General features: G+C 66.0%; 9 protein-coding genes and 1 pseudogene. 5 read left to right on the top strand and 5 right to left on the bottom strand.

The features are described from left to right. The first annotated feature begins 7 nt into the window (after positions 1–7). Positions 8–1,861 carry a DUF3556 domain-containing protein gene (locus GTV32_RS16100; RefSeq protein WP_343287355.1) on the top strand — a complete coding sequence of 618 codons (1,854 nt, stop codon included), beginning with the start codon at positions 8–10 and terminating at the stop codon, positions 1,859–1,861. A 76-nt stretch (positions 1,862–1,937) separates the two neighbouring features. Here GTV32_RS16100 and GTV32_RS16090 read toward each other — a convergent pair whose 3' ends face one another. Beyond that, positions 1,938–2,324, bottom strand: a complete 387-nt coding sequence (locus GTV32_RS16090; protein ID WP_161061167.1) for a VOC family protein — start codon at positions 2,322–2,324, stop codon at positions 1,938–1,940. A 150-nt stretch (positions 2,325–2,474) separates the two neighbouring features. On the opposite strand from GTV32_RS16090, the gene GTV32_RS16085 reads away from it, so the two are divergent. Then, positions 2,475–3,341, top strand: a complete 867-nt coding sequence (locus GTV32_RS16085; RefSeq protein WP_161061166.1) for a hypothetical protein — start codon at positions 2,475–2,477, stop codon at positions 3,339–3,341. A 617-nt stretch (positions 3,342–3,958) separates the two neighbouring features. On the opposite strand, the gene GTV32_RS16080 is transcribed toward GTV32_RS16085, so the two are convergent. Next, the gene (locus tag GTV32_RS16080) at positions 3,959–7,339 is read right to left on the bottom strand and encodes a DEAD/DEAH box helicase (protein WP_161061165.1); all 3,381 of its coding nucleotides are present in this window, start codon (positions 7,337–7,339) and stop codon (positions 3,959–3,961) included. Between the two features lie 81 nt (positions 7,340–7,420). Here GTV32_RS16080 and GTV32_RS16075 point away from each other — a divergent pair, with 81 nt between their 5' ends. After that, positions 7,421–8,608, top strand: coding sequence for a nucleotide pyrophosphatase/phosphodiesterase family protein (locus GTV32_RS16075; RefSeq protein WP_161061164.1), 1,188 nt, complete (start codon positions 7,421–7,423; stop codon positions 8,606–8,608). 24 nt (positions 8,609–8,632) lie between these two features. Here the strand turns inward: GTV32_RS16075 and GTV32_RS16070 are convergent. Then, a pseudogene (locus GTV32_RS16070) lies at positions 8,633–9,550 on the bottom strand (aldo/keto reductase). Positions 9,551–9,642: 92 nt separating this feature from the next. On the opposite strand from GTV32_RS16070, the gene GTV32_RS16065 reads away from it, so the two are divergent. Continuing rightward, complete coding sequence (locus tag GTV32_RS16065; RefSeq protein ID WP_161061163.1) at positions 9,643–10,086, top strand: MarR family winged helix-turn-helix transcriptional regulator; 444 nt, start codon at positions 9,643–9,645, stop codon at positions 10,084–10,086. 256 nt (positions 10,087–10,342) lie between these two features. Here GTV32_RS16065 and GTV32_RS16060 read toward each other — a convergent pair whose 3' ends face one another. Then, positions 10,343–11,752, bottom strand: coding sequence for an FAD-dependent monooxygenase (locus GTV32_RS16060; RefSeq protein WP_161061162.1), 1,410 nt, complete (start codon positions 11,750–11,752; stop codon positions 10,343–10,345). A gap of 106 nt (positions 11,753–11,858) precedes the next feature. Between GTV32_RS16060 and GTV32_RS16055 the strand changes: the two genes are divergently transcribed. Then, a complete protein-coding gene (locus GTV32_RS16055) occupies positions 11,859–12,497 on the top strand; it encodes a TetR/AcrR family transcriptional regulator (RefSeq protein ID WP_161061161.1) in 639 nt (212 codons plus the stop codon). Here GTV32_RS16055 and GTV32_RS16050 read toward each other — a convergent pair. Further along, positions 12,472–13,059, bottom strand: a complete 588-nt coding sequence (locus GTV32_RS16050) for a histidine phosphatase family protein (protein ID WP_161061160.1) — start codon at positions 13,057–13,059, stop codon at positions 12,472–12,474. The two genes, GTV32_RS16055 and GTV32_RS16050, sit on opposite strands and share 26 nt — an antisense overlap. Between the last annotated feature and the right edge of the window lie 8 nt (positions 13,060–13,067).

Raw genomic sequence — 13,067 nt, 5'->3', positions numbered from 1 at the left:
CGCAACGGTGGGATTCCTGAAGCAGAACACGCCCGAAATCGACTTCCCGACCTGGAGTCAGGGCACGCGGGCCGAGAAGATCAAGCCGATGGCCCGGCACTGGGCCGAGGTGGGATTCGGGACGCCCGTGGCGCTGCACCTGTTCTACGTCGCGAAGATCGCGCTGTACATCGTGATCGCATGGGCGGTGGTCATCACCACCCCCGGCATCGACGGATTCTTAGACGTGACGAGCTGGTACAACGAGCCGATCGTCTTTCAGAAGGTCGTGCTCTACACGATGCTGTTCGAGCTGGTCGGCCTCGGTTGTGGGTTCGGACCTCTGAACAACCGCTTCTTCCCGCCGATGGGTTCCATCCTGTACTGGCTGCGGCCCAAGACGATTCGTCAGCCACCGTGGCCGCACCGTGTCCCGCTGACCAAGGGCGACACACGCCGGCCTGTCGACGTACTGCTGTACGCGGCATTGCTGGTGATGCTGGTGGTCGCATTGTTCAGCTCGGGGACCGGCGCCATCCCCGAACTCGACACCACGGTCGGCGTGCTGCCCGACTGGGAGATCTGGACGATCGTCGTGCTGCTCGCGGCGGCCGGTCTGCGCGACAAGACGATCTTCCTCGCGGCACGCGGCGAGGTGTACGGCGCGCTCACGGTCACCTTCCTGTTCTCCGGTGTCGACATGATCCTCGGCGCCAAGCTCATCTTTCTCGTCATCTGGCTGGGCGCGGCGACGTCGAAGCTCAACAAGCACTTCCCGTTCGTGATCGCCACGATGATGTCGAACAATCCGATCTGGCGGACGCCGAAGATCAAGCGAAAGTTCTTCGAGGACTTCCCCGAAGACCTGCGACCCGGCCGCCGATCACGCTGGATCGCCCACTTCTCCACCGCCGTCGAAGGTCTCGTGCCGATTGTCCTGTTCTTCTCCGGCGGGGGCTGGCTGACCGCCGTCGCCGCGACGATCATGCTGATCTTCCATTTCGGCATCCTCTCCTCGATCCCGATGGGCGTGCCCCTGGAGTGGAACGTCTTCATGATGTTCGGCTTGGTCGCGCTGTTCGTCGGTCATTCCGACATCGGTCTCACCGACCTCCAATCCGTCTGGCCGATCCTGTTGTTCCTGGTGTCTGCCGCAACCGTGATCACCGGAAATCTGATGCCGCGCAAGGTGTCCTTTCTTCCGGGCATGCGTTACTACGCCGGAAACTGGGACACCAGTCTGTGGTGTATCAAGCCCTCGGCATCGGCGAAGATCGAGAGTGGCATCGTGGCGATCGCCTCGATGCCGGCCGCGCAGCTCGAACGTTTCTACGGGAGCCCCGAGGCGGCGCAGATCCCGCTCTACATGGGATATGCGTTCCGCTCGTTCAACAGTCACGGTCGGGCGTTGTTCACGCTGGCGCATCGTGCGATGGCCGGCGCCGGGAGCGAAGCGAGCGGGCCGAATGTCACCGGCGCCTGGAGCGAAGCGAGCGGGCCGAACGTCACCGGCGCCGGGAGCGAAGCGAGCGGGCCGAAGGTGACCGCTCAGGATGAGTCAGAGTTCGTGCTGACCGACGGGGAGCGGATCACCAGTACGGCGATGGGCTGGAACTTCGGCGACGGCCACATGTGCAACGAGCAACTGATCGCATCGCTGCAACGGCACTGCCGGTTCGAGCCCGGCGAAGTCCGGATCGTGATTCTCGACGCACAGCCCATCCATCGGCAGACCCAGGAGTACCGCCTGGTGGATCCCGCGGTCGGCGAGTTCGAGCGGGGCTTCGTGAACGTCGCCGACCTCGTGACACGGCAGCCCTGGGACGACACGATCCCCGTGACGGTGACGTGGCGGGCGGAGAGCCGGGAGACGGCGGAGTAACCGTGAACGTCTTGCGGCACCAGCCGAATGTCGCCCCGACGAGGCTTCCTGGCAGTTGCTCGACGCGTGAGCGTCGTCAGCCGCCGAGTCCGTGGTGCACGGCTTCGACGTTGTTGCCGTCGAGATCGCGCAGGAACACTCCGTAATAGTTGGGGTGATACTCCGGCCAGACCCGCGGCGCGTGGAGGATCGTCGCACCCGCTGCCCGGGCCGCGGCGAACACCTCGTCGACGGCCTCCCGGCTCGGCGCGCTCAGCGCAAGATGGATCGGACGGTCCCCGGCGTCGTCGAGCGGGCCAACCCAGAGTTGCGGGCGGCCATCGGCACCGGAGAGTCCGATCACCGGTCCTTCGTCTCGTTCGAACCGCATCGCCTCACGCACTCCGACGGCTGAGAACACGCTGAGGTAGAAATCGGCTGCGCGCGCGGGGTCGGCACATTGCAGGGCGACGTGATCCAGCATGCGCCGAATCTACCGGCGGTCGAGCAGGCTGTCTGCCGGACGATGTAACGCATTCGCGGTGTGCTCCGATCTCCAGTCCAAGGCAAAGCCTCACCTGGACCTGTCATACCCGCCTCGTATCGTGCCCCCATTCCCTACGACTGGACCTCCATGACCGTCACCGTCACGCACGACACTCTGGCCTTCTCCTTCCCGGAGATACACGCCGATGCAGAGTTGTACATCGAGTTCGTACGCACCCTGCGCGTGCCCGACGACGACGTGACCCACCCGCTGCGGCCCGGCCTCGGGTCTCTCGATCTACTCTCGGCCGGCTACTTCGGAGACCGCGTGCCGACGGGGTGGCACGGAGACGATGTGCTGCTCCCGATGTGGCAGTCCGAGGCGGCATGCATCAACTTCGCGTCCGTCTACCCGTTCCTCGTCCGCATCTCGGTGGATGGCGTGAACGCGGTGACCGGGACACCTTTCTGCGGTGACCCCGATTTTTCGGCCCACGACTATTTCGAGGTACCCGACCAGCCATGGCTCGACGGTTTTCGGACCGACGACTCGACGGTCCGACAGTTCGTGGCACTCCCCGTCGGGGAGCGGCACAGGCGCGGCCGGTCCGAAGGCGGCCTCGTCCGAATCGAGGCGACCCCGTTGCGCGGGGAGATCTGGGAAGCACGACGAATCGACCCGAAGCATTGCAGCGCCGTCGCGGTCCCCGAGGTGGACGCGTGCGGGGCATCGTTGACCGGCAACATGGGTCTGCATGCCGGCGGATCCATCACCCAGGCCCTCGCTGCACCTGTTGAACCCAGGGCGAACTGGCATCCGACCGCACGGTCCAGCGCTGCGCTGCGCATCGTCAATTCGGTTGCGTGGAAAGGGCTCATCGGCCGAGAACCACACCATCCACCGCTGACGAGCAGCGAGTACCGGCGTCACCGCTTTCCTTGGCTCGAGTGGTACGACGACACGCTGGCCCGGCGAGACACGAGCGCATTGTCGGCCGTGGAGACGATGCATTAGTTCGGCACGTCCGTGCCACAACATCACGCGGGTCGGCGGACCCGACCGAGGCTTTAGTACAGTTCTCCCGACAGTGACCGGAGAACACTCGAGGACCTTGTGACCGCCTCTCCCCTGCCGTACACGCCCGATGGTTCGCGTCGCCCTCCCATCCGAACGTGGGTTCGCCGCGTCCACGTTCCGGAACCGCCGGCGGTCCACATCCCGGCATCGCGCCGACCCACGACAATGCCCACGCGGGTCCCGCGTCCCGTTCACGAAGGGGTGGCGATCACCTGTCACGGCCGCATCCCCGGTTGGCCTCCGCCACTGGTCCGACCGCAGGTGGTGGTCAACGGTATCCCGTTCACCTCAGCCCATTGGGGCGTACCGAACTCCGTCTGTCCGGCGGGGGTCATCACTTTCGTGTGTACCTCCCCGGTGGACGGCGGCATCGCTTTGTCGCCGAGTGCACGGTAGAGGTGCCACCCCACCACCTGGTCGAACTCGAATACCGATTGCCGCACAGATGGTTTCACTCGGCGGTATTGGGCCATCCATGATGTTTCTGGCCGCAGTTTCCGATTCCGGCTTCGAGCCGGAGATGCGGCCAGAAACCGAAGGTGCGGCCAGAAGGGTTACGTACCATCGCCCAGCATCGCTCGCACATCGTCGGGGCTGATCACTGTTCCGAACAGATCACCGTCGTCGACGACAGCGTCGAACAGTGCCCGCTTCTTGTCCTGCAGCTCCACCACCTTCTCCTCGATGGTGCCCTTGGACACCAGCCGGTAGACGGTGACCGGACGGGTCTGGCCGATGCGATGGGCACGGTCGACGGCCTGTGCCTCCGCGGCAGGGTTCCACCAGGGATCGCAGACGAAGCAGTAGTCGGCTTCGGTGAGGTTCAGGCCGAAGCCACCTGCCTTGAGACTGATCAGGAAGACCTTGGTGGTGCCGGCGCTGAACTGGCCGATCGCGGCGGCGCGTTGCTTCGCAGACATCGAACCGTCCAGGTAGCTGTAGGCGATCCCGAGACTGTCGAGGCGTTCACGGATGAGGCCGAGAAAGCCGGTGAACTGGCTGAAGACCAGGGCGGCATGGCCTTCGGCGATGAGTTCGGGCAGTTGGGCGGCGAGGTGATCGATCTTGGCGGACGCGACGTCGCGGTCCTTCTCGTCGACCAGCCCCGCGTGCAGACTGAGCTGCCGCATCATGGTCAGTGATCGGAAGATCGCGAATCGATTCTCCTCCCAATCGCCCAGCAGGCCGAGCACTCGCTGACGTTCCCGGTTGAGACGGGCCTGATAGATGTGTTCGTGCTTGGCGGTCAGCTCCACGGCGAGCACCTGCTCCTGCTTGGCCGGTAGGTCCGCGACGACCTGATCCTTGGTGCGGCGCAGCATCACCGGCTGGATACGACGCCTGAGGCTCTCGAGACGTTCGGGATGCTCACCGGATTCGATCGGTTTGCGGTAATACTCTCCGAACGTGTTGGGCGATGGGAACAGTCCCGGCGCCGTCAGTGAGAGCAGCGACCACAATTCCATCAGGTTGTTCTCCATCGGGGTGCCGGTGATCGCGAGTTTCATCTCGGCGCCCAGCCGGCGGGCGCACTGGTGCGTCTTGCTCTTGTGGTTCTTGACGAACTGCGCCTCGTCGAAGATCACACCGCTCCAGCGGAATCGGTTGATCTCGTCGAACTGCAACCGCAGCAACGTATAAGAGGTGACCACTATCTGAGCGCCGCCCACCTGTTCGGCGAAGCCGACACCGCTCTTGGCCTCGGTGGCCGTCACCGCGACCACGTCGAGATCGGGTACGAACTTCTGCGCCTCGCTCACCCAGTTGCCGACAACGCTGGTCGGAGCGACCACGAGGAACGCACCGGACGGGATCTCCGCGGATGCCTCGGCGATCAGGGCGAGGGCCTGGACGGTTTTGCCGAGTCCCATGTCGTCGGCGAGGATGCCACCGATCCTGTTCTGCCACAGGAATCTCAACCAATCGAGGCCGTCGTGCTGGTAGTCACGGAGGTCGGCGCGCAGTCCGGCCGGCGGACCGCTGCGGGTCGGCAGAGCGGCTTCGGAGAGACGACGGACCCGCGAATGCCATTCGGCGAGTTGGTCGTCGACGACACCGAGGCTCAGCAACTCCTCCCAGAGTGTCGCGTTATAGGTGTTGCGCCGGACCAGGCCGTTCTCGATCTCGCCGAGATCCTGCGCCTCGTGGATGAGTTCGGTGAGACGCCGGAGTTCGGCGCTCTCGAGCGGGAAGTAGGTACCGTCGGGAAGCAGCAGGTGAGTCGCGTGTGCGGCGAGCGCGCGGATGATGTTGCCGAGCGGGACGTCGCGGCCGTCGACCTCGACGGTGATGCGGAGGTTCAGCCAGTCGTTGCCGACCGGGCTGGGGTCCTCGCTGATGACGATCTCCGGCTCCTCATGGGCCGGACGAAAGTCGACGACGTCACCGATGACGTCGACGTCGATGCCGTCACCGAGTTCGGGCACCAACTCCCCGACCAGGACGGCCGTGTCGATGAGCGAGTAGGTGAAGGTCCGGCGTAGGAGATCGGTGCTCGCCTGCTGCACCGCCGCCTCGGTGTCGTCGGCGACCACGGCGTCGAGGTCGCCGTCGACGGTTCGAGTGCCTGCTCGCAATGCCTGGTTGATCAGGCGCGCCGCCTGCGTCTGCCACCGGGTGCACCGGCACGCGACGAGCTCCATCGCGGTGCGCGCATCCTTCCACGCCTGCGTCTCGTCTTCGGCGTTACGGATGCTGCTCGCCGAGACGGGATCGATGGCATCGAATACGCGCCGACGGTCATTGATGCGGTAGCTGATCCGCCAGTTCACCTGTGACGCCTCCGCACCGACCCGGATGGTGAGCAACGGCGTCGGTCCCGAGATCGTCGGCGGCGTGATGGCACCGTCTTCGATGTCGACCGGGACGGTGGCGGCGAGCGAAGGCAGCATATCCACGACGAATTCGTCGAGGTCGGCATCAGGGATCACGATGCCGCCGATCGCCACGAGATCGTCGAGCGCGCGCCTATCGGTCGGCGCCTCGAAAGGGCCCATCAGCAGGACGTCCTCGTCGACGGTGAACGCACCATGTGGGACGGGCGTACCGATCAGGCCGACCGGCGCATCGTGCCAGTCGTGATGGTCGACCTGCAGATACGGCGAGACCAGCGCACCCTCGTCGCCGCGTGTTATCCGGAAGGCGATCCGGGCGCCGGAGAAGAGGTCGACGTGGGTGGCGCCGGTCGACGGGTCGGCGAGCAACGTCACGCCCGCGTCGTACACATCGGCGAGCAGCTCCCAGATGTCGTTGGGCGCCCAGTCGAGGGACATCTCGTCGTCGTGGACGCCGGTGTTCACATACGCTCGCGCCATCGCGACCACTGCCCGCAGCTGTCCGGGCTCGAACTCCGGATCCTCGAGGACCGACGGCAGACCCGCGGCGCGCCGGGCAATCGATCTCCAGGTGACTCCCTTCTTGACCCATCGGCCGCGCTTGCCCTCCTTGACCAGCCGCAACGTGGGCACCGGATGGGGTGCCCACCGACTGTTCGAGGGCAATCCGACCAGGATGCCGAGAGGTACCGGTTCCACCGACGGCTCCTCGCGGACAAATGCGCTCAACGTCGTGCGCCATTGCGCCGGCAACCTGCTCACCGGGGCGAGTTCCGCGGGATCGCTTCGCGAGTCGCTCTCGACCTGCAGTGCGATCAGCAAGAGTGCCACGCCGTGCTTGCACATGAATCCGACCGGGCACGAACATTCCGTGTAGTCGAGGGTCCGGGACGTCGCCACTGCGGTGAAGACGGCCTTGGTGTCGTACACGTGCCCGCCCGACCCACGGCATCGCCCGGTCAGCGTCAGCTCGTCGGCCGACCACATCATGCCGACGATGTGCCCGTTGTCGGCGTAGTCGGAGCCCCGGTCGACGGTCGCGACGTCGAAATCGACGAGTAGATCACTCGCCGCGTCGTGCAGCGGATCGAAGTCGTGCATGGACCCAGGCTAGGGCGACAGGCCCGTCCGACCATCGGATGCGCACGGGTTGTCCACAAGAAATGCGGATACCGTGTGGTTGTGAATGAATCGTCGGACGAACTTCATCCACTGCAATGGAGCAGCTACCCGACCCTTGCCGACGTGTTACCGGCGATCGACGACGCCTTTGACCAGAACCCGACGTCGACCGTGCCGATCCCCACCAGCAAAGACGTCGTCCTGCTGCTGATCGACGGGCTCGGGGCCACGCTCCTCGACGACCATGCAGGCGTCGCGCCGACCCTCACCGCGACGCGCGCCGCCACCATCCGCGCCGGCTTTCCCGCGACGACGGCAACCAGCATCACCAGCCTGATGGCCGGAGCGCCGTGCGGCAGTCACGGCATCATCGGGTACTCGTTCCGAACCGAACGTGACGAGACCCGCGGCCCGAAACGGCGGACACTCAACGCGTTACGCTGGACGTTCAATACATCCGTGGGTCGCTCGGCCCTGGGACTCTATGTACCGGAACGGATTCAGCCAGGCACCGGGCTCCTCGCCGAGATGGCCGCGCGAGACGTGGAGGTGAGCTACGTGATGCCCGCCGCCTACCGCGGATCGGGTTTCAGCCGGGCCGCCTTTCGCGTGGCGGGCACCTACCTCGCCGCTCAGACACCCGCCGAGATCCTGGCCGGAGTCGGTGAGGCGCTCGCGCCGTCCACCCCGCGCCATCGGCTGATCTACGCCTACTGGCCCGATCTCGACGCGGCCGGACATCTCTTCGGACCCGGCTCGCCCCAGTGGGTGAAGACGTTGGGCGTGGTGGACCGCCTGGTCGCCGACATCGCGTCCGAGCTCCCACGCGACGCCACGCTCGTGGTGACCGGGGATCATGGAATGATCCAGGCGGACAACCGGATCGACATCGACACCACCGACGAGATGCTCAAGGGCGTCGAGGCGGTCGCGGGCGAGATGCGGGTCCGGCAGGTGTACACACGCCCCGGCGCCCGCGACGATGTGTACACGTTCTGGACCGACATCCTGGGCGACGACGCGTTTGTGGTGCCGCGTGAGCAGGTCATCGACGAGCAGTGGTTCGGCGCCGAGGTCACCGATGTGGTGGCCGAGCGGATCGGCGATCTGGTGGCCGTCGCTCGGGGAAACACGATCATCACGCGTACCCGGACCGATCCGACTCCGGAGGTGAACATGCCAGGCCACCACGGGGCGTGGACGACAGCCGAACAGCTGGTACCGGTCTCGGTACAGTCCGGACACTGACCGCTGCGTGAGAACTGTTCGGTATCAGCCCAAGTGGCCTTCGCGATGCGGGACGTCGTCGAGCGCGGACAGCAGCTCGGCATCGAGCACCACCGAACCGGCGGCGACGTTCTCCTCGAGATGGTCGGCCGAGGATGTGCCCGGGATCAGCAACACCTCGGGCGCCCGGTGGAGCAGCCACGCCAACCCGACCTGGGACGGGGTGACGTCGAGCGACCGGGCGACCTGCTGCACGATGGCCTCGTCGGTGACCTTCGGCATCCCGGGGAAGGCACTGCCGAGCGGGAAGTACGGCACCCACGCGATCCCTTCTGCCGAGCAGAGGTCGAGCATGTCGTCGTCGGTGCGGGTGACGAGACTGTAGGCGTTCTGGACGCACGCAACGCCGGCCGGCAACGCCCGCCGCAGCTCGTCCATGGAGACCGTGCTGAGTCCGATACCGCCGATCAGTCCCTCGTCGCGCATCGCGACCATCGCGGCGAGCTGATCGTCGAAGTCGACGACCTGGTCTTGCGGGACCGGAATGGGTGCAGTCTCGTCGACGCGACGGAGATTGACCACCGGGATCTGGTCCATTCCGAGACTGCGCAGATTGTCTTCCACGCTCGCGCGCAGCTCTTCGGGCCGCTGGGCTGCTCGCATCGGCGCCGGACCGCCCGGATTCGGGTCGGCGCCGACCTTGGTGATCACGGTGACGTCGTCTTCGGGGCGCACCGCCTCTCGGATCAGCTCGTTGGAGAAGCCGTCTCCTTAGAACTGCGCGGTGTCGATGTGGTCGACGCCGAGTTCGATCGCGCGGCGGATCACCGCCAGGGCCGCCGCACGGTCGTCGCGCCGGCGTTCCAATTGCATGGCGCCGTAACCGATGCGGGCGACCGAGTGGGCACCGATGGTCCCGGCGCCGCCGGGACGAGGGGTAGTGGAGTTGCTGGGATCGGACATGGGAATCCTCGATTCGAACTCGTTTCTCGCGCCACGATCTGGTGCGACCGGCGCTGGTGTTGTAATGTCAACAGTAGGAGCGAGGTGTAGAAATGTCAACAGATGGGGACGAGTCCGGCGTTTCGTTGTGGCTGCTGTGGAAGCGGACCAGCGAGGTGGTCCGGACGGCGGTGATAGACGACGTCACGACCGCCAACTCGATCTCCGAGCCGGAACTGACGGTTCTCGTACATCTCCACAAGGCCGGCGGGACGTCGAGGCAGAACGCTCTGGTGACGTCGACGGGGTGGGACCGGAGCCGTCTCTCGCACCTCCTCACGCGCATGGAGAAGCGCGGATTTCTCACCCGCGAGCGGTTGCGCAACGGCGTCGAGGTGTCGCTCGCGCCTGCCGGCGAAGAGCTGATGGCCGACAAACAGCGGGCTCTCCGTGACGCCGTCGAGCGGCACCTGATCAGCAAACTCGACGTCGCGCAGCAGCGCGCTCTGCGCGACATCCTCACCACTCTCGACACACAGTCGGCGAGACTGACATGAGCATCACCCCACAGACCCGTTGAGCGCACTGCGGCCGACGAGGCTGTGGGGTGACGGGGTGTCAGCTCAACTCACTGCCAGATCCAGAGCCAACGACGCGAACGCTGGTCGTAGTGGCGGACACGCCTGCGACGACGGGCCGGGGCCTGCGGGGCGCGGTGAGTGTTGCGGTTGTCGTTCTGCGGAGTGGGCATCGTCAGCCTTTCTCGGTGGTGTGAGATCCGGTCCGGATCTCGTTGACACCATTGAGATTGCGCTACACGACTTGTGGGAGCCTCGACGCCGGCTGGGAGATTGCTGGGTGCGCGTCGGCGGCATCCGATCGGAGGAACCTGCGCTTCTCCAGCCAGTCGGCAACCATCCGCTTCTGCTGGGATCGCAGGTCTGCGCCGACGTCGCGCACCGAGACCCCCGGGCGACGCAACGCGTGCGTGACGGCCCCGAGCAGCGTGGTCACCGGCATCATCGCGGCCGGGGGCTGCACCCGGTTGTAGATGTCGCTGAGGACCGCGGCGAAGTCGGGCTGTGTCTGCGCCTGACGGTAGAGCTCGTACTCCAATGGCGACGGTGGCGCGCCGGACGCGAGGAAGTTGGTCCATTGGTAGACCTCGATGCAATCGCGTTCGCGTTGTGCTGCCCACGTCGCGGTGGCCCGATCGAGCGCGTCCCGGTCGGCGCCGTCGCGCGCCCCGAGGATGGGTGCGATCGCCTCGCCGAGCAACCGGCCGTACCGTAGCGCATCTCGAATGCCTTGTGCGGTCACCGGATCCTTGAAATGTCCGGCGTCCCCGGGCAGCGCCCATCCGGGCCCGCTGGATTGCCGGAAGTACGATTCGATCCCGGTGCACGAGCGCACCCGGGACACCAGCTCGCACCCGTCGAGCCGGCGTGCGAGCCCGGGAAGCGCTTCCACACCGCGGCGGTACGCCTCCTGGGCCCGCCGTCCACGGAACTCCGGGGCCAGGTGCACGGGCGGTTGCAGCAACGACAACAGATCGCCGCCGTCACAGGGGAAGGCGGTTCCGAGGAGCGAACCGACTCGCCACTGGGACGCGATGTGGCGCAGATCTTCTCGTGTGTCCGACCAGTAGGCGTAATAGCAGGCCCGACCGCTCGGCGCCACCAGCGTAGGCGCTGTGACGCCCACCAGGCGCGCGACGACACTCTTCCGGCCGTCCGCCCCGATCACCACCGGCGCCCGCACCTCGTGGGTCTGATCGTCGTCGTCGGTGTAGCACAATCCAGCCACCCGACCGTCATCGAAGACGAGATCCGTTGCGGTACAACGCTCACGGATCTCCGCGCCGGCGGCTCGGGCAACCGTCACCAGGGCGTGGTCGAGATGTGTGCGGCGCACACACATCGCATAGTCGATCCCCGACACCGGCGAGTAGGTGGTGCGCCAGCCGATGTCATCGAGCACCGCCTCGGCCAACGGCATCCGCGGGGCACCGATCTCCTCGACGGCGGGCAGCGCGCCGAGCGCCTGGATCTCGGCCATCGTGGTGGGCCACAGCAGATGCGTGGAGACGGTGTCGGACGGAAACCGCGCGGCGTCGACGACGAGTACCCGGAGGCCACGCTGTGCGAGCGCGGTCGCCGAGGCCGCGCCCGCACAGCGTCCCCCGACGACGACCGCATCGAAATGTTCGTTGGCTGCGCCCATGCGCACTCCTCCCGACCCACCTGTCAGACAGGGAGTTCGACACAGTGTCAGAACGACGTTATGCCTGTACAACGGGGGTGTCAAGGTGTGGCGTAGCATCACCGACATGGGATCGGTGACCAAGTCGCAGGCGGCGCAGGCACGCGAGCGTCGTGCCGACGCCACCGAACGCGTCCTGGGTGCCGTCGAGGAACTCCTCGGGTCCGGGGAGCGGTTCACGGAGATCCCCGTCCAGCGCATCGCCGAACGATCCGGGATGTCGCGGACGAACTTCTATCAGTACTTCCCGAACAAGAGTCAGGTGCTCATCGACGTTGCCGACGTGGCGTCGGCGGAGTTCTTCGCCGCCCCGACGTCGTGGTTCGCCGACGACGCGTCACTCGACGCGGGGGTCGAGGGTGTGGAGCGAGCCATCGGCGCGATGATCGCCGAGTTCCGTAAACACTGGACGCTCATGCGCGCACTCGGTGAAGTCGCAGCCTATGACACCGAGGTGGCCGAGTTCTGGTTCGGCCGTATCAATGCGTTCATCGACTTCGCGGCGACGAGGGTTGCCGAGTGGCGCGCGTCTGGACGGGTCGATCAGGCGGTGACGTCGGAGGCGGTGGCCGCGGTCACCTGGATGGTCGAGCGAACCGTCACGCAGCACATCCTCCACCCGCGGAACTCGTCGGATGAGCTGTTGGTCGCGGCGCTGTCGCGGACGATCTGGCTGACCATCACCTCAGGTGATCGATCTCGTTGACCGACAGTACCTGCCGGTGACCGCCGTCGAGTGCGAGCACCCGTGTCACCGATGTGTAGTACGGCTCCACGAAGAACATCGTCGCGGTGCCGATGACGTGTGACAGGTAGGCGTTGATGACGCCGCCGTGACAGAAGATGGCCACCACGCCGTCGTCGGCGGAAGCGGCCACCTGCTCGACGCCGGCGACGACACGGTCGCGGAACAGCTCCGGATCGAAGCTGTTCTCCCCCAGGCGCCCCCCGTTCATGTCCTGCAACAACAGACGTCGATCGGTGTAGTTGTGGACGGCACCGTAGGTGGTCCAGCCGTGGTCGAGTTCGACGAGCCGTTCGTCGGTGGCCACATCCAGCGACAGGGAATCGCGGGCGAACCCTGCGGTCTGCGCGGCGCGGCGCATGGGGCTGCTCACGAGTCGGTCGACCTGACCGTACCGGCCGTCGGCCAACGCCACGGCCAGACGTTTGGCCTGTTCCTCCCCATCGGGCGTCAGATCCGGATCGGCACCGTTGGGATCACTCAGCCGGAACGGTTGAGCATGGCGGATGAGCAGGAGTTCCATGCGTTCAG

Source organism: Gordonia sp. SID5947 (assembly GCF_009862785.1).
Classification (GTDB): domain Bacteria; phylum Actinomycetota; class Actinomycetes; order Mycobacteriales; family Mycobacteriaceae; genus Gordonia.
Note: the sequence above shows the minus strand (reverse complement) of the source record. Positions and strands in the feature narration are given on the sequence as shown.

What these genes read in the sequence shown, in the direction of transcription:
- GTV32_RS16090 (WP_161061167.1), bottom strand. Translation starts at nt 2,324, where the DNA reads ATGCTGGATCACGTCGCCCTGCAATGTGCCGACCCCGCGCGCGCAGCC.
- GTV32_RS16085 (WP_161061166.1), top strand. Translation starts at nt 2,475, where the DNA reads ATGACCGTCACCGTCACGCACGACACTCTGGCCTTCTCCTTCCCGGAG.
- GTV32_RS16080 (WP_161061165.1), bottom strand. Translation starts at nt 7,339, where the DNA reads ATGCACGACTTCGATCCGCTGCACGACGCGGCGAGTGATCTACTCGTC.
- GTV32_RS16065 (WP_161061163.1), top strand. Translation starts at nt 9,643, where the DNA reads ATGTCAACAGATGGGGACGAGTCCGGCGTTTCGTTGTGGCTGCTGTGG.
- GTV32_RS16060 (WP_161061162.1), bottom strand. Translation starts at nt 11,752, where the DNA reads ATGGGCGCAGCCAACGAACATTTCGATGCGGTCGTCGTCGGGGGACGC.
- GTV32_RS16055 (WP_161061161.1), top strand. Translation starts at nt 11,859, where the DNA reads ATGGGATCGGTGACCAAGTCGCAGGCGGCGCAGGCACGCGAGCGTCGT.
- GTV32_RS16050 (WP_161061160.1), bottom strand. Translation starts at nt 13,059, where the DNA reads ATGGAACTCCTGCTCATCCGCCATGCTCAACCGTTCCGGCTGAGTGAT.